Source organism: Rhizobium sp. PL01 (assembly GCF_033447125.1).
In the GTDB taxonomy this organism is placed as follows: domain Bacteria; phylum Pseudomonadota; class Alphaproteobacteria; order Rhizobiales; family Rhizobiaceae; genus Pararhizobium.
On record NZ_JAWQUM010000015.1, the window covers coordinates 105,316 to 124,915 of the forward strand.

Sequence of the window (19,600 nt, forward strand, 5' to 3'; positions counted from 1 at the left end):
TAATCATGTACCTGACGGCGCGCCAGTCGGAAATCCTGGAACTTGCCAAGACAGAAGGCCGGGTTCTGGTCGATGAACTCGCAGCGCGCTTTTCTGTGACGCCGCAGACCATCCGCAAGGATCTGAACGATCTCTGCGATGGCAGGGTGCTAACGCGCATCCACGGCGGAGCAGTTTTTCCGCGCGGCAATGAGAATGTGAAGTACGAGGCCAGGCGCTCGATCGCAGCGCTGGAAAAGCAGGCAATCGGCCAGGCGGCAGCCGCAATGATCCCGAACAATTCCTCGTTGTTCATCAATATCGGCACGACCACGGAAGCGGTCGGCGAGGCTCTGCTGGATCATACGGAACTGATGGTCATCACCAATAATATCAATGTGGCCAATCGGTTGCGTGTCTTTCCCTCGATCGAAGTGGTGATTGCCGGTGGTGTCGTGCGCGGTGCCGATGGGGGTATCGTCGGCGAGGCGGCGGTGGATTTTATCCGCCAGTTCAAGGTTGATTATGCAGTGATCGGCGCATCGGCGATCGATCATGACGGCGCGCTTCTGGATTTCGATTATCGCGAAGTGAAGGTGGCGCAGGCGATTATCGCCAATGCCCGGCATGTCATTCTGGTGTCCGATTCAACCAAATTCGAGCGGACTGCGCCCGTTCGGATCGGCCATATTACCCAGGTTCACACCTTCATTACCGATATCTGCCCGATCGAAAACGTCCGCAGCATCTGTCAGGAGCAGGATGTTCGACTAATCGAAACTTCGCGCTGAAATCGCTGATTTTAGCGGCTGCTTGGTTTCCACGAACATTCGTTTGACATTCGTACGGTTTTCGCTTTAATTATTTTTACTTTCGCATGTGCTCAAAATTGTGCAATGCGAAATGTGGGAGGGGAAGCAGTGCCTGCGCAGGATGTACTCGACATTTTCGTGATCGGTGGCGGTATCAACGGATGTGGCATCGCAAGAGATGCTGTCGGCCGTGGATATTCGGTTGCGCTGGCCGAAATGGACGATTTCGCCTCCGGCACTTCCTCACGTGCCACCAAGCTCATTCATGGTGGGCTGCGTTATCTCGAGCATTACGAATTCCGGCTGGTGCGCGAGTCGCTAATGGAGCGCGAAGTGCTCTGGGCGATGGCGCCACACATCATCTGGCCGATGCGCTTCGTTCTGCCGTTCCACAAGGGCGGCATCCGTCCGGCTTGGTTGATCCGCCTCGGTCTTTTCCTCTACGACCATATCGGTGGCCGCAAGCTTTTGCCCGCCACCCGCACGCTCGACATGCGGCGCGATCCGGCTGCAAAGCCCTTGAAGGCGCTGTTCACTAAGGCGTTCGAATATTCCGATGGCTGGGTGGATGACGCCCGCCTCGTGGTTCTCAATGCCAAGGATGCAGCGCTCAAGGGCGCGCATATCATGACGCGCAGCCGCGTCGTTTCGGCCGAGCGTCAGGATGGCATCTGGTCCGTCAGTGTCGAGGATGGGGCGACCGGTGCCGTCAATACCTTCAAGGCCCGCATGCTGGTCAATGCTGCAGGCCCCTGGGTTGATGTCGTGCTGACCCATGCGGTGCGCAAGAACAAGGTCCACAATGTCCGGCTGGTTCAGGGCAGCCATATCGTCGTGAAGAAGAAGTTCAACGATAGTCGCGCATACTTCTTCCAGAACCCGGACAATCGCATCATCTTCGCGATCCCTTACGAGACCGATTTTACCTTGATCGGCACGACCGACAACGATTTCACCGGCGACCCGAAGAACATCCAGATCACCGATGGCGAGATCAATTATCTCTGCAATGCGGCAAGCGAATATTTCTCCGAACCCGTCAAGCCTTCGGATGTGGTCTGGACCTATTCCGGTGTGCGGCCGCTGTTCGACGATGGCGCTTCGAAGGCGCAGGAAGCGACGCGCGATTACGTGCTGAAGATCGACGGCGAGACGGGCGAGGCGCCTCTGCTCAACGTCTTTGGCGGCAAGCTGACCACCTATCGCCGGCTTGGCGAACATGCGCTGGAAAAGATTGCCAGCGCTATCGGGGCCAAGGGCAATCCGTGGACTGCCAGGAGCGTGCTGCCGGGCGGTGATTTTCCGGCGACCGGCTACGAGGCCGAAGTGTTGAAGCTGAAGAGCCGCTATCCGTTTCTGGCCGAACGCTACGCGCGCCGCCTGGTTCGCCTCTACGGCACGCTGGCGGCGGGTCTGCTTGGAAATGCTGCCAAGAACGAGGATCTCGGCAGGCATTTCGGCGCCGATCTCTACGAGGTCGAGGTGCAGTGGCTGATTGCCGAGGAGTGGGCGCGGCGTGCCGAGGACATCCTGTGGCGCCGCACCAAGCTTGGACTGACATTGACCCAGGCGGAAGCCGCCGGGTTGGAGGAATACATGCGGGAGACTATCCGCAACGTTGCCTGAAGGTCGCGCCGGGATGGCGTTGCCTATGGCTGGGAGGAAGCCTGAGAATGCTTGAACTGAAAAACATAACCAAGGTCGTGGGGGCGGATACGCATATCCACTCGACCGATCTTGTGCTGGAGCGGGGCTCGCTTAATGTGCTTTTGGGCCCGACGCTGTCGGGCAAGACATCGCTGATGCGGTTGATGGCGGGCCTTGATAAGCCGACCACCGGAACCATCACGTTCGACGGGAAGGATGTGACCGGCGTGCGCGTGCAGGATCGCTCTGTCGCCATGGTCTACCAGCAGTTCATCAATTATCCGGCGATGACCGTCTACGAGAACATCGCCTCGCCGATGCGCATCTCGGGCAAGGACGCGGCAACGATCGATCGCGAAGTGCGCAAGGCAGCCGAGCTGATGAAGCTGACGCCCTTTCTGGAGCGCACGCCGCTCAACCTGTCGGGTGGCCAGCAGCAGCGTACGGCGCTGGCGCGGGCCATTGTCAAGAATGCCAGCCTCGTTCTGCTCGACGAGCCGCTTGCCAACCTCGATTACAAGCTGCGCGAGGAACTGCGCGAAGAGTTGCCGAAGCTGTTTGCCGCCGCCGGTTCGATCTTTGTCTATGCGACGACCGAACCGCAGGAAGCGCTGCTTCTCGGCGGCAGCACGGCGACGCTGAGCCAGGGCCGCATCAGCCAGTTCGGGCCGACCATTTCCGTCTATCGCAAGCCGGCCGATATCGCGACCGCAAAAACCTTTGCCGATCCGCCGCTCAATACGCTCGACGTCGTGAAGTCCGGCAACGCGTTCGAACGGGGTGGGCTGAACGTCCTGCCGGTACCGGCGCATTTGGCCGGTATTGCCGATGATGCCTACACCATCGCTTTCCATCCACATCACCTGTCGCTTGCCCGCCCGCATGACACGGCGGCAACGCTGAAGGCGCGCATCATCATTTCGGAAATCGCCGGTTCGGAGAGCTTTATCCATGTCGACTGCGCGGGATCGCGCTGGGTCATGCTCGAACACGGCATTCACGACATCGAGCCGGATACGGCGGTCGAGCTTTTCGTCGATACCCGCCACCTGATGGCCTTCGGGCAGGATGGACGCGCGATCGGCGGCTCTGCTGCTCGGGGGGCGTGAGGAGAAAATCATGGCACGCATCAATCTCGACCATATTCGCCACGCCTACGGCCCGAACCCGAAAAAGCCTTCGGACTATTCGCTGAAGGAAGTGCATCACGAATGGAATGACGGCGGTGCCTATGCGCTGCTCGGTCCTTCCGGTTGCGGCAAGACCACGCTGCTCAACATCATTTCCGGGCTGTTGCAGCCATCGGAAGGCAAGATCCTGTTTGACGGCAAGGATGTTACCAATCTGTCGACACAGGAGCGCAACATCGCCCAGGTGTTCCAGTTTCCGGTGATCTACGACACGATGACCGTCTACGACAATCTGGCCTTTCCGCTGCGCAACCGCCGTGTTCCGGAAACGGAAGTCGATCGCCGCGTTACCGAAATCCTCGAAATGATCGGCCTATCCGACCGTGCGAAGAAAAAGGCGCAAGGGCTGACGGCCGACCAGAAGCAGAAGATCTCGCTCGGCCGGGGTCTTGTCCGCTCCGACGTCAGCGCCATCTTGTTCGACGAGCCGCTGACGGTCATCGATCCGCATATGAAATGGGTGCTGCGCTCGCAGTTGAAGCGGCTGCACAAGCAGTTCGGCTTCACCATGGTCTATGTCACGCATGACCAGACCGAAGCGCTCACCTTCGCCGACAAGGTCGTCGTCATGTATGACGGCGAGATCGTGCAGATCGGCACGCCGGCCGAGCTTTTCGAAAAGCCGAAGCACACATTCGTCGGCTATTTCATCGGTTCACCGGGCATGAATGTCTTGCCGGCGAAGATCGATGGGTCCTCCGTCGATCTCGATGGGCAGAAGATCGCCCTGTCGTTCGCGCCAAAGTTTGCAGCCGGTGCCAAGACCGAGCTCGGTATCCGTCCGGAATTCGTCCGGCTTGGCCGTGAAGGCATGCCGGTCACGATTTCCAAGGTCGAGGATATCGGCCGCCAGAAGATTGTTCGCGCCACCTTTGCCAACCGGCCGATCGCCATCGTCGTCCACGAGGACGGTGAGATTCCGGCAGAACCGAAGATCACTTTCGATCCCAATGCCATCAATATTTACGCCGATTCATGGCGTGTCGAAGATTCCTTGCTGGTAGGGGGGGAGGCCTAATCATGGAAAAGACCTGGAACAACAAGGCCTGGTTCATGGTTCTGCCGGTGCTGGTGCTGGTCGCCTTCTCGGCTGTTATCCCGTTGATGACGGTGGTCAACTATTCGGTACAGGACACGTTCGGCAATAACGAATTCTTCTGGGCAGGCACCGACTGGTTCATCCAGGTGCTGCAATCCGACCGCTTCTGGGATGCGCTGACCCGCAACCTGATCTTCTCCGGCATCATCCTGGCGATCGAAATTCCACTTGGCATTCTGATCGCCCTCAACATGCCGAAGACGGGGCTCGGCGTTCCTGTCTGCCTCGTCCTGATGTCGCTGCCGCTGCTCATTCCGTGGAACGTCGTCGGCACCATCTGGCAGGTGTTCGGCCGCGTCGATATCGGCCTGCTCGGTTATACGCTGGATGCGATCGGCATTCCCTATAACTACGTCAACAACGTCTTCGATGCTTGGGTGACGCTGATCGTCATGGACATCTGGCATTGGACGAGCCTTGTCGTTCTGCTCTGCTATGCCGGTCTCGTGTCGATCCCGGATGCCTATTATCAGGCTGCGAAGATCGATGGTGCCTCGCGCTGGGCCGTGTTCCGCTACATCCAGCTGCCGAAAATGAAGCGCGTGCTGCTGATCGCTTTCCTGCTGCGCTTCATGGACAGCTTCATGATCTATACCGAGCCCTTCGTCATCACCGGCGGCGGACCTGGCAATGCCACCACATTCCTGTCGATCGATCTCGTCAAAACGGCCATCGGCCAGTTCGACCTCGGTCCGGCAGCAGCACTTTCGCTCATCTACTTCCTGATCATCCTGTTGCTCTCATGGATATTCTACACCGTGATGACCAATAGCGATGCCAAGAGCTGACGGACGGAGGGAGGAAAAACAATGACCACCGCGACACAACCTGCACCCCTGGCATCCGGCCGCAGCCTCTCCTGGCTGGTGCCCACGATCTACATCATTTTCCTGCTCTTGCCGATCTATTGGCTCGTCAACATGAGCTTCAAGACGAACACCGAGATCACCGGTACCTTCTCGCTCTATCCGCATGCGCCGACGCTCCGGAACTACGCGGTGATCTTCACCGATCCGTCCTGGTACAAAGGCTATATCAACTCGATCATCTATGTGGTGATGAACACCGTGATCTCGGTCTCGGTAGCGTTGCCGGCAGCCTATGCCTTCTCGCGTTACCGGTTCCTGGGCGACAAGCACCTGTTCTTCTGGCTGCTCACCAACCGCATGGCACCGCCGGCCGTTTTCGCGCTGCCGTTCTTCCAGCTCTATTCCGCCTTCGGCCTGATCGATACGCATATCGCGGTTGCCTTGGCGCACTGCCTGTTCAACGTGCCGCTGGCGGTGTGGATCCTCGAAGGCTTCATGTCTGGTGTGCCAAAGGAGATCGACGAAACCGCCTATATCGACGGCTACTCGTTCCCGCGCTTCTTCGTCCGGATCTTCATCCCCCTGATCGCGTCCGGCATCGGTGTGGCCGCGTTCTTCAACTTCATGTTCTCCTGGGTCGAACTGTTGATCGCCCGGACATTGACGACGACCGACGCCAAGCCGATCGCCGCGATCATGACGCGCACGGTGTCTGCATCGGGCATGGACTGGGGCGTTCTTGCCGCCGCGGGTGTGCTCACCATCATCCCCGGCGCGATCGTCATCTATTTTGTCAGAAACTATATCGCCAAGGGCTTTGCCCTGGGGAGGGTCTAATGGCCACCGTGTCTCAACGTAACTCTCGCTGGCCTCTGGCGCTGGCTGCCGTCGTGCTGGTCTATGTCGGCGTTACCGGTCTGTTGATCTCGATCTTGCCGATCAAGGATGGCGTGCGCGATTGGTTTGCGCCGCTGATCCGTGGCGGCTGGATGGCATGGTCGTTTCCAGGCGCGATGTTCTTCCTCAGCATCTTCGCGCTCCTGTCGCTGATGGCTGTGTGGGAATACGCGCGGCCGGGTGGCAGTCCGCGTGTCGGCATCCTTCGTTTCGAGACGACGCGCGGCGACCGGCTGTTCGTCTCGCTGCTTGGCAGCGCCTTCATTCATCTCGCATGGCTGGGACTTGTTGGTCCCAACGTGTGGTGGGCTCTTGCGCTTTCCTTCGTGTACGCCGTCGGCGTTTTCAAGCTGGTTTGAGGCAAGATTACTGAAACGGATTGCCTGGGAGGCAGTTCGACATCGCAATCGCAAAACCTTTAAGGGAGGACAATTATGCGACGGCACCTTTTAACATCGACAGCAGTTCTGCTGCTGGCCTTTACCGGGTCCGCATTCGCGGGCATGGACGAGGCAAAGCAGTTTCTCGATAAGGAAATCGGCGATGTCTCGACGCTCGATCGCGCCGGTCAGGAAGCCGAAATGCAGTGGTTCATCGATGCTGCAAAGCCTTTTGCCGGCATGGATATCAAGGTCGCTTCCGAAACACTGACGACGCATGAATACGAATCCAAGACCCTTGCCGCGGCCTTCACCGCGATCACGGGCATCAAGGTCACGCATGACCTGATCGGCGAAGGCGATGTGGTTGAAAAGCTGCAGACCCAGATGCAGACGGGCGAGAACATCTATGACGCCTATGTCAACGATAGCGATCTGATCGGCACCCATTGGCGCTACCAGCAGGTTCGCAACCTGACCGACTGGATGGCCAAAGAAGGCAAGGACGTCACCAACCCCGGCCTCGACATTGCCGACTTTATCGGCACGTCGTTCACCACCGCGCCGGACAAGAAGCTCTACCAGCTTCCCGACCAGCAGTTCGCCAACCTTTACTGGTTCCGGTATGATTGGTTCAACGACGACAAGAACAAGGCCGACTTCAAGGCGAAGTACGGCTACGATCTCGGCGTTCCGGTCAACTGGTCCGCTTACGAAGACATCGCCGAATTCTTCACCGGTCGCGAAATCGACGGCAAGAAGGTCTATGGTCACATGGACTACGGCAAGAAGGACCCGTCGCTCGGCTGGCGCTTCACCGACGCCTGGCTTTCGATGGCCGGCAACGGCGACAAGGGTCTGCCAAACGGTCTTCCGGTTGACGAATGGGGCATCAAGGTCGACGAAAATTCGCGTCCGGTCGGCTCCTGCGTTGCTCGCGGTGGTGACACCAACGGCCCGGCTGCAGTCTACTCGATCCAGAAATATCTCGATTGGTTGAAGGCCTATTCTCCGCCGGAAGCAGCAGGCATGACCTTCGGTGAAGCCGGCCCGGTTCCTGCCCAGGGCAACGTCGCCCAGCAGATCTTCTGGTACACGGCCTTCACGGCTGACTCGGTCAAGCCGGGCCTGCCGGTCGTCAACGAAGACGGCACGCCGAAATGGCGTATGGCTCCGAGCCCGCATGGCGTCTACTGGAAAGACGGCATGAAGCTCGGTTACCAGGACGTGGGTTCCTGGACCCTGATGAAGTCGACCCCTGAAGACCGCGCCAAGGCCGCCTGGCTTTACGCGCAGTTCGTGACCTCGAAGACCGTGGACGTGAAGAAGAGCCAGGTTGGCCTGACATTCGCCCGCGAATCGACGATCCAGGACAAGAGCTTCACCGAACGCGCCAAAAACCTTGGCGGTCTGGTCGAGTTCTACCGTTCGCCGGCCCGTATCCAATGGTCGCCGACCGGTACCAACGTTCCCGATTATCCGAAGCTGGCACAGCTGTGGTGGCAGGCAATCGGTGATGCATCCTCGGGCGCGAAGACTGCTCAGGAAGCCATGGATAGCCTTTGCGCCGAGCAGGAAAAGGTGATGGGCCGCATCGAGCGTTCCGGAGTCCAGGGTGATATCGGCCCGAAGCTCGCCGAAGAGCATGATCTCGACTTCTGGAACAAGGATGCCGTTTCGAAGGGTAACCTCGCTCCGCAGCTGAAGATCGAGAACGAAAAAGAAAAGCCGATGACCGTCAACTACGACGAACTGGTCAAGAGCTGGCAGGGCAAGTAAGCAAACCGGCACCGGGTAACACCGGTGCCGGAGCGTGTTTTCTGCCTCAGTTAAAAATGAAACCGCCCGAAGAGATGATCTTCGGGCGGTTTTCGTTTTTGCTGTCGGGTCGTGGTGGCTCTGCTAAGGCCGCGGCCGCCGCTTCACGGCATTCATTGCGGTACGTATCATGATCTTCAGGTCCAGAAGCAGTGAGAATTGCCCGATGTAATCGACATCGGAGATGAGCTGGCGGAACGCCATCCTGGGGGTCTCGGCCGGATCTCGGAAGCCGTGGGTCTGTGCAAGTCCTGTAAGCCCCGGCCGCATCAGGTTGCGGTATTCATATCCCTGGATGAGGTCACTGTAGCTGCGCCCTGCGGCCAGCAGGTCGGGAACGTGCGGGCGAGGGCCAACAAGCGACAGGTCGCCAACCAGTACGTTCCACAAGCGCGGCAATGCGCCGAGATTGGTGCTGTTTAAGAGCCGCCCGAGCGGCGTGACGTGCCAAACGCCGGTTTCGGGCTGAAAGGCGCTGTAGCCGTCACCGAGGCCGATGGGCCGACAGCGGAATGTCAAAAGCGTGAAGGGCGCTCCATTGAGGCCTGTGTGCAATTGCCGGGCGAAAACCGGCCCCTTGCTGTCCAGCTTCATAAGAGCCGCGATGAGAACCAAAGCGGGCGCAAGAACGAGAAGCCCGCACAATGCGCTGGTGGCATCGACGGTGCGTTTGATTCCGAGCTGAACGGGAAGGTCCGGGACGCGGACCGGATTGAGATGAAACTGGGTAATGCCTGTTGCGGATTGCTTGCCTGGAAGCGTCGAAGAATGAGCTCTGGTATTGCCGATTTTCGTTCCCCGGATGGGAAGTGTTCGTTGCGGCAGTGTTTTTTCCGTCATGGTTTTACATCTCCTTCCGCTTTTGACAGGCAGTTCCGCTTTTCATGGATCGTTGCCAAGAAATGCTTCGCCCGCAGAGGCAGAATTGCTATCTGATGCAGCGATGGAAATTCTGATTATTGACGATAATACTGCGTTGCGTGCGATACTTTCGTCAGACCTCTTCGAGGCTATAGTCCCGTATGAGTGAGGTTTTTAATCTTAACGATTTGTTAAAGAGTAGACTCTCTGAGCACGCCGTGCGAATCCAATCCGTTCCCGTGGTTAATGTGCCGCATTTTGAATGCGGTTCGATTTTTCTCGAACAGGGTATCGAGATAGCTGGCCGCCGCGCGTCGCGATCGCATTTTTCCAGAGGACAGATTGGTTTACGGCGCCGGATTGCCGGGCTCTGTGAGCGGCATTCCACCGGCGCTTTCACCGGCCATCATGCCATCTATCATCGGCAGCCCGTCACTTCCGGTCAGCGGAAACCACTTGCTGCGATCGAAGAATAGATCTGCCGGCATCTTCTTCCCGCGTGCGCTGATCTGATTGGCGAGGAAATTGTAGCGTGGCGTGTCGCCGAATTCTTTCTTGAACTGGATGCGGCTGCCGAAATTGCGGATGTCGAAGGGTTCGAGTGCATGGATCTTGCCGATGATCTCTTCCGGGTTCCCCCAGCGGACTTGCCGCAGGAAGATGTTTGCGGCATCGCCAGCGAGTTCGGCAACCTTGGCCGTGTCGGCCGTATTTTCGATGTTCAGCTTAACCCGAAACGAGGTGACGCGGTTTTCCCCGTCGCCCTTGATGACGATGAAGAGCGAGGATTGTTCGGGCTTACCGGTGCCTCTGGGAGGAAGGTCGATCGAGGAAGAGCATTCCCAATCGTCTTTGCGGGCAAGACTGATCGTCCAGTCCAGTTGGCCGAAACCGCCGTCTCTCAGCTGCTCGCACAGAGTCTTCGGGTCGCTTTGAAACAGGCGAATGAAGCGCTGCTCAGGGGTCTTGAGGTCGGTAAAGGCGTAGACGGGCAGGACCATGCGCGCCGGCGGCAACCGTATGCTCCTGCTTTGGGTTATCTTCACCTGCTGGCGCGCAGCGTCGGCTTTGATGATCAGATTGGGATAGCCGAGATAGATTAGCAGCAGATCGAGATTGCGGTGGCTGTTGGCAAGCAGAACCGTTGCCAGGATGCCGGCAAACACCAGCCCGACAGCGACGACGAAGAATATCTTTCCGGACCGGCTTTTCCGCTGCACATTCATGCCGAAACCTGAACTCCGCAGTTTTCGCCGATCTCAGACATCATGAATCCACATGCCTTGACCATCCGGCGCTTCCCGTCTCACCCTCGCGATAGGTATTGTCGAGAAAAAACAGACATATCAAGGTATAAAATGAAAGAAGCGATGCTATCGCGCGACAGCCGGGAGTTGGCTGAAAGAAAAAGACGTGGGTCTGGACGCCCTTGCAACTGGCGCCGCTGCCGCGAAAGCCTGGTTGGCTTCCCGGTCGGCGGGCGCATCACGGCAAAGCGGGCAACGCTGTTGCTTGGTGGTCCGGGCGCTCAGCCTTTCGGCCAGCCGCAGCTATACCGCGCCGGTGTATCTCAGCGCAGTATAGGGTTTTCAACCGCATGAAATTCAAAACAGTCTTATTGCGTAGCTGTTGCCGGACGGGCTGCGGTTTCGCCGCTGAAGATGATCACTGCAAACAGCAGTACGCCTGCGAATGTGATCAGTGATGCGATACCAACGACAGGCTCCATCTCCGGATTTCCGGTGAGCATAAGATAGAGCGCCGGTACCATCAGGGCGACGCCCGCCGTGTAGACGACATACTGGATTATGGCGATCCGCCGTTCCGCCTTGGTAGGGTTCAGCGCGTGATATCCACCAAAGATCGCCATCGTGACCCAGCCGAGCAGATTGCAATGGGCATGCGCACCGATTGCGCTGTGATCCTGCGAGATGGCCATGTTCAGGCCCATTGCAATTCCGATGATCAGGAAAATGATTGCGGTGCGAAAGTAGAGCTTTGCGATGCGCGGCATGTGTCTTCCCCCAGATGTTGTCCCGAGCGAATATTAGCATTTAGTTGGATTTTGAGGGAAGACCAAATTTGGTTGCTTCTGCGACTGGTCAAGCCGGTGGAAGAGCCTCAGTTTCCTTCGTCTGGGATGTTCAGGACATGGCCGCAGGCCTTGCAGTGCACTGCGTTGGCATCATGGCGCTGCAGGCCGCATTGCGGACAGGGGAAGACCACCTTGTGCGGGCGTACGATCGCCTGCGCCAGCCGTACGAACAGCGAAATGCCGAAGATCATCGTGACAATCGAAGTCAGCTTGCCAAGCGTCCCGGGCAAGGTGATGTCTCCAAAGCCTGTCGTCGTGATGGTCGCGACGGTGAAGTAGAGCGCATCGACAAACCCCTCGACGCCCGCTGCCTGATGGTAGAAGAACGCCGTGTAGACGAAGCCGGTAACGAGGAACAGGAAGGTCACGAAATTGATGCAGGCGCGGATGACGTCTTCCCACTCGGCATAACCCGCCCGCTTGATCAGCAGCGTGAACACCTTACTCTGCCCGAGCGACCAGATGCGGAAGGCGCGCAGGAAGGCGAAATTGGAAAATTGCGCCGGAAACAGCAGTGTCGCCAGGATAGCGATATCGACCCAGGTCATCGGCCGTGTCAGCCAGCGCCGGAGGTTCGAGGCGATCAGTGCCCGGGCTCCGAGCTCGAAGGCGATCAGCGCGGCGATCGCATAGTCGATGATGAGGTAAGTGTGGCCTGCGGCGATATAGGGGCCTGCGAGGAAGAAGATGATGATGGCAAGATCGATGATTGCCATGGTGATCTGAAACCGGATCGCCCGGGTACTGGTCCCGAGATAAAGCACGCGCAGTTTGCAGCGCAGGGCGTACAGGACCTGTTCTTCGGGTTTTTTGGTCTTGATGTGCTCTGTCATGATGTTGAGATAGGCTGGTGCGCCGAAACGGTCAATGCTGCGGGATACCGTGAAGCGGGCGGTGGGCGATAGCAGTCCGGTGAAATTTCGCGCTACCTGTGTAGCTTGCCCAAAAAAGCCGGAAATCGGGCGCTTGAAGATTACATTAAGTTCACTTTATTTAGCTTTCGCAGGATGTATATCGTCGATAACGTATCAGTTTGAAATGCCCTACCAGGTGCTCCATGTCCAATCCGGTCGATAGAAACGATGAGCACGATGGTGCTCAAGCCTTGGTTCAGCGAGTGTGGCTTCAGGGTCGGCTGCTGACGGCGATTGCCACGATCCTCATTCTTGCCCTTGCCGGTTATGCGATCTTCCATCTGACGAGTGAAGTTCGTTACGAAGACGTGATGTCCGCGCTCGATAACACCAGCGCAGCGTCCATCGCGCTTGCCATCGGCTTTACCGGCTTGAGCTTCTTTGCCTTGACCTTCTACGACGTCGGCGCGCTGATCTATCTGAAGCGACGGCTGCCCTATGCCGACGTGGCGCTGACCGCGTCGGCGGCCTATGCGGTTGGCAATACGGCAGGCTTCGGCCCGTTGAGCGGTGGTGCCATCCGCTATCGCGCCTATTCCCGTCTCGGCCTGAAGCCTGAAGAAATCGGCGGGGTCATCGCCTTCGTTACCCTTGCGTTCGGGCTCGGGCTTGCCAGTGTCGCGGCTCTCAGCCTGTTGATGATCGCCCCGGAAGTGGCGCCGCTTGTCGGTATGAGTTCGGCTGCCCTGCGTGTCATTGCGATCCTGATCCTGACTGTTCTGCTGGCGTTGATGGTGGCTGGGCGCAACAATCGCGCCTTGCAGCTGGGGCGCTTTTCTTTGCGCATTCCCGATTCGCGTACGGCGTCGCGTCAGTTCCTTGTCACTGTGCTTGATCTGGCCGCGTCAGCCTCCGTGCTTTACGTGTTGCTGCCCGAAGGGGTGATCGGCTGGCCGGCGTTTCTTGCCATTTATGCGGTGGCTGTCGGACTTGGCGTTCTCAGCCACGTCCCGGCCGGGTTGGGCGTCTTTGAAACCGTCATTGTTGCGGCGCTCGGTCAGGCTGTCGATGTCGATACGGTGCTGGGCGCCCTCGTCCTCTATCGCCTGATCTATCATGTCCTGCCGCTGCTTCTGGCGGTTATCTTCGTTATCGGTGCCGAACTGCGCAGTCTGTACAGAAAGCCGATGGCGTCCAGCCTGCGCCGCGTGGCGGGAAGACTGACGCCGCTCTTGCTAGCGACGCTTGCGCTTATTCTGGCTGCGATGCTGGTGTTTTCCAGCGTCACGCCGACGCCGGACGACAACCTGGCCTTTCTTGCCGATTACGTGCCGTTGCCGGTGATCGAAGGTACGCATTTCCTGGCCAGCCTGCTCGGTCTGGTGCTCGTCATCGTCGCGCGCGGCCTTGCGCGGCGGTTGGACAGTGCCTGGTGGGCAGCACTGGTTGTCGCCGTCATCGCACTGCTGTTCTCGTTGCTCAAGGCGGTTGCGTTGATCGAGGCCAGCCTGCTTGCCTTTTTCATCGTCAGCCTGCTTGCCACGCATCGCCTGTTCGACCGGCCGGCAAACCTGTCGAACGAGCGGCTGACGCTGCCATGGTTGACGGCGATGCTGGCACTGTGCGCCTTCGCGGTGATCGTGCTTTTGTTCGTGTATCGCGACGTGGAATACAGCAATACGCTCTGGTGGCAGTTCGAGCTGTCGGAGGAAGCGCCGCGTGGTTTGCGCGCTGTTCTCGGACTGACGATCTTCTCCGGCGCTGCCGCACTCTGGAGCCTGCTGCGGCCAGCCAAAGGCCCGAGAGAAGCGTCTACTGCTACGGATATAGAAAGAGCGATCGCCATCGCCAGCGCGCAGGACATGTCCGATGCTAATCTTGTGCGGACGGGCGACAAGAGCCTGATGTTTTCAACCGATGGCCGCGCTTTCATCATGTATGGCCGCCAGGCGCGGTCCTGGATCGCCCTGTTCGATCCGGTCGGACCGCGCGATGCGTGGCCGGACCTGATCTGGCGATTCATCGAAGAGGCCCGGTCCTGTGGTTGCCGCCCGGTCTTCTATCAGGTCTCACCCGCAGGTCTTTCCTTTTACGCGGATGCGGGCCTGCGGGCCTTCCGCCTCGGTGAATTGGCTACCGCAGACCTCACAACGTTCGAGCTGAAGGGCGGCAAGTGGGCCACTCTGCGCCAAACCGTCAGCCGGGCGCAGCGCGACGGCTTGGAATTCGCCGTCATCGAGACGGGCGATGTCCCGGCGATCATGGATGATCTCGTCGCGGTATCGGATGCCTGGCTCGCGCATCATCGTGCCAAGGAAAAGGGTTTTTCTCTGGGTGCGTTCAACGCCGACTATATTGCTGCCCAGCCGGTTGGAGTTCTGAGGCTGAACGGGAAAATCGTCGCCTTTGCCAATATCCTCGTGACCGATGCCCGCGAGGAAGGGACCATTGATCTCATGCGGTTCCTGCCGGATGCACCGAAAGGATCGATGGACTTCCTCTTCGTATCGCTGATGGAATATTTGCGCGATAAAGGGTTCAAGCGGTTCAATCTTGGTATGGCGCCTCTGGCTGGCCTTTCCGGCCGGCGGTCCTCACCGGTCTGGGACAAGGTCGGCCGCACGGTTTTCGAACACGGCGGGCGCTTCTACAACTTCAAGGGTCTGAAGGCCTTCAAGTCGAAATTCCATCCGCACTGGCAGCCTCGGTATATGGCGGCGGGTGGTGGTATCAATCCCGTTCTGGCCCTGATGGATGCAACATTCCTGATTGGCGGCGGTGTAAAGGGAATTGTGAAGAAATGATCTTGAAAACATTCTGCCAGGCCGCCTTCGCAGCCAGCCTGTTTTTTGGGGCATCCGCGGCACGTTCTGAGGATCCGGCCTCGTTCGATACGGGCATGATTCCATCGCCGCACATCCTGATGCCCACCGGCGACGTCGCTGCAGCTGTCGTGCTGATTTCCGACAAGGCCGGCTGGTCTGAAAAGGAGGATACGCTTGCCAAAAGCCTGACCGATGGCGGTGCATTGGTTATCGGCATCGATCTGCCGAGCTATCTGGCGTCGCTGGCAAAGGATGATGGCGATTGCATCTACATGGTGTCCGACATCGAAGCCTTAAGCCAGCAAGTCCAGCGGGCGGCGAAGAACAACGATTATCGACTGCCGATCGTTGCCGGTGCCGGTGCGGGTGGCGCGCTGGCTCTGGCCATTGCTGCGCAGACCCCGGCAGCGACAATCGGGCAGACGCTGGCTATCGATCCCGAGGCCGGCATCGCGCTGAGCAAGCAACTCTGCACGCCTGCCGACAAGAAGAAGGTGGGCGACCGGATGGTTTATGGTTTGACCGACGGACCGCTGCCCGATCCGGTCACGGTGCTGTTCACAAAGGATGCGCCAGCGGATGGCCGTGCCCATGTTGCAGAATTGACCGCCAAGCATAGCGATATCGAGATTACCGAAACCGATGATGATGTGTGGACGGCTTTTTCCGACGCGCTTTCAGCGCTCGTTTCCGCATCCGCTGGCGAGGACAATCCGCTGGGTCTGCCCTTGACGGTGCTTGAGGTTAAGCCGACGCGCGACACAATGGCGATTGTCTATTCCGGTGATGGCGGTTGGCGCGATATCGATAAGGAAGTCGGCGATGTTCTCCAGCAGCAGGGCATGCCGGTGGTGGGCATCGATTCGCTGCGTTACTTCTGGTCGGAGCGCCAGCCTCAAGAGACTGCCGACGACCTGCACCGCATCATCGCTTTTTACAGCAAGCGCTGGAACGTCAAACACGTTCTGTTGATCGGCTATTCCTTCGGTGCCGATATCCTGCCCCGGACCTACAATCTGCTTCCGCAGGCTGATCGTGACAGGGTTGCGCAGGTGTCGCTGCTCGCCGTGTCGCATCAGGTGGATTACAAGATTTCCGTGCTCGGGTGGCTCGGTGCGGCCGCGGCTGACAGTGCCGGAGATCCGGGCGACGACATCAGCAAGATGAAGCCGGCCGTCGTACAGTGCGTTTACGGTACCGACGAGGATGATGATGTTTGCCCGACGTTAAAGGATACTGGCGTCGAAGTCATTGCCATCGATGGTGGCCATCATTTCGACGAGGATTATCCGGCACTGGTCAAGCGCATTCTGGATGGTTTTGATCGCAGGCTGGCGGCGAACGCCAAACCGTAGTTGCTTTTTGAGACCTGACATAACAGGACCGTCCTGGTGGGCGATCCTGTCTTCCTGGGAAATTACCGCTTATTGGCTTCTTCAGCGTCGGCGCGGCCGCTGGGGATGGTGCTGACGGTGACCGAAACCGGGTCGCTGGCAGGAAAGGATGCTTCCAGCCCTTCATCAAGCTGCTCTTCCAGCGTTCCGGTATCGCCTGCAGCTCTTGCACTTCGCAGTGAAATTACGGCTGGGGGTTCCCCATCGGAATTGTCGCCAGAGCGTGAGCCATCATCGGACTGTTCCTCTTCGGGCTGATCGAACGACGCCACTTGCAGCATCATCGCCTTGGCCTTTTTGATGGCATTGAAACGGTTCAGGCCATCGGATTCGCTCTGATGCATCTGAACGGAAATCACATCGCCGCCTTCGCCGACGAATTCAACGGTCATTAGCCCGAATGAAGGCTGCGGGTGGACCTGCGTGCCGATTACTTCCATGACAGTCGCCTCCGTGATTGCGTTACCGCTACTAACCGTGCCGGAAGACGTTTTGTTCCGCTTGCGGGCGTCATGACACAACGAGCGGATAGCCAGCACTCATACGGCACCACGGCGACGGCGCTATTTTAAATCTCCAGCCCTAAACGCAAAAAGAGCGGCCGGAGCCGCTCTTTGAAAGGGATAGGCAAGCGGCAGCGATCAGGCTGCGACGTCTTCCATCTCGCGTTCCTTGAACATGCGAGCGAGGTTGAGGAAGCAGATCATGCCGGTCTCGTTGGCGATGATGCCTTCCGCATAGCTCTTGTCGAAGGATGTGGTGATCTCCGGAACCGGCTGAACCTGATCGCCACGGACAGTCAGGATGTCGGAGACGCGGTCGACGACGAGGCCGATGACCATGTTGTGCACTTCTGCAACGACGATGGCGCTGCGCTCATTGGCAACCGTGCTCTTCATGCCGAGCTTGTGGGCAAGGTCGATAATCGGGATGACGGTGCCGCGCAGGTTCATCACGCCGAGAACGTCGGCCGGTGAATGCGGGATCGGGGTGGAGGGCGCCCAGCCGCGGATTTCGCGGATGGTCGTGGTCTTCACGCAGAATTCCTGATCGTGGAGACGGAAGGCAATGATCTCGAGCGTTTCGTGACCGAAGGTACCTGTAGAGATCGTATTGTTCATCAAAATTCTTCCCAGCTATCCCGATTGGCGGCAACTGCCACGTTTGAACTAAAGGCCTTCGCTACCCGGTTGGCCATGGTTCGAGCCGGGGAAGCGACCGGTTTTGCGTCCTGCCGCGCTGTCGCGATGCGAACCGTGGATGCCTCGCCGACCTTGAACTGGCTGAGAAGACTGAAAAGACCGTCCGCTTCCCTTGCCAAGGCGTGGCTGGCAGCCGTGGATTGCTCGACCATTGCTGCATTCTGCTGTGTACCTTGGTCCATTGTATTCACAGCCTGGTTAATTTCTTTCAAACCTGTCGCCTGTTCTTTTGCACCTTCTACAATAGCGGCCACATTGGTGTTGATCTGATGCACCTGTGTCAGGATTTCCTCTAGCGCCTTGCCGGCCTGGCCAACGAGAGAGACGCCGTTCTTGACCTGGTCGCTGGAGGTGGTGATCAGGCTCTTGATTTCCTTGGCCGCCTTTGCCGAGCGCTGGGCAAGTTCACGCACTTCCTGCGCCACAACAGCAAACCCCTTGCCGGCATCACCGGCGCGGGCTGCCTCGACGCCTGCATTAAGGGCGAGCAGGTTGGTCTGGAATGCGATTTCGTCGATCACGCCGATGATGCTGGAAATCTCGCGCGACGAGTTCTCGATCTCGCCCATCGCCTTGACAGCATTGCGCACCACATCGCTGGAGCGTTCGGCACCCAGCTTGGTTTGCGCCACCAGCGTGCCCGCTTCTTCGGCACGACGGCTGCTGTCGGCCACGGTGGTGGTGATTTGTTCAAGTGCTGCGGCGGTTTCCTCGATCGATGCGGCCTGCTGTTCAGTGCGCCTTGAAAGGTCCTGGGCGGCGTTGCTGATTTCGCTGGACCCAGCGGTGATCGCCTTCGCGTTGGTGCCGACGGCGCACATGGCCTGTTTCAATTTGGCAATGGAATCGTTGAAACTGAGGCGGATGGTTTCCAGTGCCGGGATGAATGGCCTGTTCAAATGCTGATCGAGATTGCCGTCGGCGAGATCCAGCAGCGCCTCTGCCAGTTCCTGGCTGTTGTTGACGCGGCCGGTAATGTCTGTAGCGAATTTTACCACCTTGATGACCGATCCGTTCAAACCGAAGATCGGATTGTAGCTTGCCTGAATCCAGACTTGTCTGCCGCCATTGCCGATCCGTTTGAATTCGTCGGCGATAAACTGGCCGTTGCGCAGCTTGGCCCAGAAGTTCCCGTATTCGTCGCTCCGGCTATAGGCAGGTTCGCAGAACATGCTGTGGTGTTTGCCCTGAATATCGGCAAGCTGATAACCGAGCGTCGAGAGAAAATTCGCGTTGGCCGTGAGAATGTCGCCGTTCGGGGTGAACTCTATAACGGCTTGGGCACGAGAGATTGCATCGATCTTTCCGGCATCTTCGGCGCTCCTCAGTTTCGCAGCGGTGATGTCGGTCGCAAACTTGACCACCTTATAGGGTTGGGAGCCGCGGAAAACAGGATTGTAGGACGCCTCGATCCAGATTTCCTTGCCGCCTTTGCCGATCCGCTTGTACTGGCGGCTATCGAATTGACCGCGGGCAAGCCTCGCCCAGAAGTCGCGATAGTCGGTGCTTACCACGTCAGCTGGATCGACAAACATGCGGTGGTGCTGACCAACAATTTCGGACAGGTCATAGCCGAGTGTTTTGCAGAAGTTTTCGTTGGCTGTCAGGATTTTGCCCTGCAGATCGAATTCGATGATCGCCTGCGATCGCTGCATCGCAGCTAGGATTGCCTTGGCGTCGCCGCCGAACGGCGATGGGAAATTGCGCATGTTTTCTCGGTCCTTGTGCACGATGCGGC

The 19,600-nt window shown here is 58.4% G+C and carries 17 protein-coding genes; 10 read left to right on the top strand and 7 right to left on the bottom strand.

Features of this window, described 5'->3' with window-relative positions:
- The first annotated feature begins 5 nt into the window (after nt 1–5).
- The 8 genes from R6X40_RS28175 (at nt 6) to R6X40_RS28210 (ending at nt 8,592) form a co-directional block, all read left to right on the top strand.
- Nucleotides 6–770, top strand: coding sequence for a DeoR/GlpR family DNA-binding transcription regulator (locus R6X40_RS28175; protein WP_318418116.1), 765 nt, complete (start codon nt 6–8; stop codon nt 768–770).
- A 105-nt stretch (nt 771–875) separates the two neighbouring features.
- Nucleotides 876–2,417 carry a glycerol-3-phosphate dehydrogenase gene (gene glpD, locus R6X40_RS28180; RefSeq protein WP_318418118.1) on the top strand — a complete coding sequence of 514 codons (1,542 nt, stop codon included), beginning with the start codon at nt 876–878 and terminating at the stop codon, nt 2,415–2,417.
- A 47-nt stretch (nt 2,418–2,464) separates the two neighbouring features.
- Nucleotides 2,465–3,547, top strand: a complete 1,083-nt coding sequence (locus R6X40_RS28185; RefSeq protein ID WP_318418120.1) for an ABC transporter ATP-binding protein — start codon at nt 2,465–2,467, stop codon at nt 3,545–3,547.
- Nucleotides 3,548–3,557: 10 nt separating this feature from the next.
- Complete coding sequence (locus R6X40_RS28190; protein ID WP_318418121.1) at nt 3,558–4,646, top strand: ABC transporter ATP-binding protein; 1,089 nt, start codon at nt 3,558–3,560, stop codon at nt 4,644–4,646.
- A gap of 2 nt (nt 4,647–4,648) precedes the next feature.
- Entirely contained in the window at nt 4,649–5,515 is an 867-nt protein-coding gene (locus R6X40_RS28195; RefSeq protein WP_318418123.1) for a sugar ABC transporter permease, read from the top strand.
- 21 nt (nt 5,516–5,536) lie between these two features.
- On the top strand, nt 5,537–6,373 hold the full coding sequence (locus R6X40_RS28200; protein ID WP_318418125.1) for a carbohydrate ABC transporter permease: 837 nt from the start codon (nt 5,537–5,539) through the stop codon (nt 6,371–6,373).
- Nucleotides 6,373–6,792, top strand: coding sequence for a DUF2160 domain-containing protein (locus R6X40_RS28205; protein ID WP_318418126.1), 420 nt, complete (start codon nt 6,373–6,375; stop codon nt 6,790–6,792). Before R6X40_RS28200 ends, R6X40_RS28205 begins: the two co-directional genes overlap by 1 nt.
- A gap of 75 nt (nt 6,793–6,867) precedes the next feature.
- Nucleotides 6,868–8,592 (top strand): ABC transporter substrate-binding protein, encoded by a 1,725-nt coding sequence (locus R6X40_RS28210; protein WP_318418128.1) that lies wholly within the window; start codon nt 6,868–6,870, stop codon nt 8,590–8,592.
- 123 nt (nt 8,593–8,715) lie between these two features.
- Here the strand turns inward: R6X40_RS28210 and R6X40_RS28215 are convergent, their stop codons facing one another.
- From R6X40_RS28215 to R6X40_RS28230, 4 genes are all read right to left on the bottom strand, one after another.
- Nucleotides 8,716–9,471: a sugar transferase gene (locus R6X40_RS28215; protein WP_318418129.1), complete on the bottom strand. Its 756-nt coding sequence runs from the start codon at nt 9,469–9,471 to the stop codon at nt 8,716–8,718.
- Between the two features lie 368 nt (nt 9,472–9,839).
- Nucleotides 9,840–10,718 carry a DUF6030 family protein gene (locus R6X40_RS28220; RefSeq protein WP_318418131.1) on the bottom strand — a complete coding sequence of 293 codons (879 nt, stop codon included), beginning with the start codon at nt 10,716–10,718 and terminating at the stop codon, nt 9,840–9,842.
- A 389-nt stretch (nt 10,719–11,107) separates the two neighbouring features.
- A complete protein-coding gene (locus R6X40_RS28225) occupies nt 11,108–11,506 on the bottom strand; it encodes a hypothetical protein (protein ID WP_318418132.1) in 399 nt (132 codons plus the stop codon).
- A 107-nt stretch (nt 11,507–11,613) separates the two neighbouring features.
- Nucleotides 11,614–12,420, bottom strand: a complete 807-nt coding sequence (locus R6X40_RS28230) for a potassium channel family protein (protein WP_318418133.1) — start codon at nt 12,418–12,420, stop codon at nt 11,614–11,616.
- Nucleotides 12,421–12,644: 224 nt separating this feature from the next.
- On the opposite strand from R6X40_RS28230, the gene mprF reads away from it, so the two are divergent.
- Together mprF and R6X40_RS28240 are read left to right on the top strand one after the other, a co-directional pair.
- Nucleotides 12,645–15,245: a bifunctional lysylphosphatidylglycerol flippase/synthetase MprF gene (gene mprF / locus R6X40_RS28235; protein WP_318418135.1), complete on the top strand. Its 2,601-nt coding sequence runs from the start codon at nt 12,645–12,647 to the stop codon at nt 15,243–15,245.
- The gene (locus R6X40_RS28240) at nt 15,242–16,621 is read left to right on the top strand and encodes a virulence factor family protein (RefSeq protein WP_318418137.1); all 1,380 of its coding nucleotides are present in this window, start codon (nt 15,242–15,244) and stop codon (nt 16,619–16,621) included. Before mprF ends, R6X40_RS28240 begins: the two co-directional genes overlap by 4 nt.
- Nucleotides 16,622–16,683: 62 nt before the next feature.
- On the opposite strand, the gene R6X40_RS28245 is transcribed toward R6X40_RS28240, so the two are convergent.
- From R6X40_RS28245 to R6X40_RS28255, 3 genes are all read right to left on the bottom strand, one after another.
- The gene (locus tag R6X40_RS28245) at nt 16,684–17,100 is read right to left on the bottom strand and encodes a hypothetical protein (protein ID WP_318418218.1); all 417 of its coding nucleotides are present in this window, start codon (nt 17,098–17,100) and stop codon (nt 16,684–16,686) included.
- Nucleotides 17,101–17,301: 201 nt separating this feature from the next.
- Nucleotides 17,302–17,781 carry a chemotaxis protein CheW gene (locus tag R6X40_RS28250; protein WP_037097448.1) on the bottom strand — a complete coding sequence of 160 codons (480 nt, stop codon included), beginning with the start codon at nt 17,779–17,781 and terminating at the stop codon, nt 17,302–17,304.
- Nucleotides 17,781–19,571, bottom strand: coding sequence for a PAS domain-containing methyl-accepting chemotaxis protein (locus R6X40_RS28255; protein WP_318418140.1), 1,791 nt, complete (start codon nt 19,569–19,571; stop codon nt 17,781–17,783). Before R6X40_RS28255 ends, R6X40_RS28250 begins: the two co-directional genes overlap by 1 nt.
- Nucleotides 19,572–19,600: the final 29 nt, after the last annotated feature.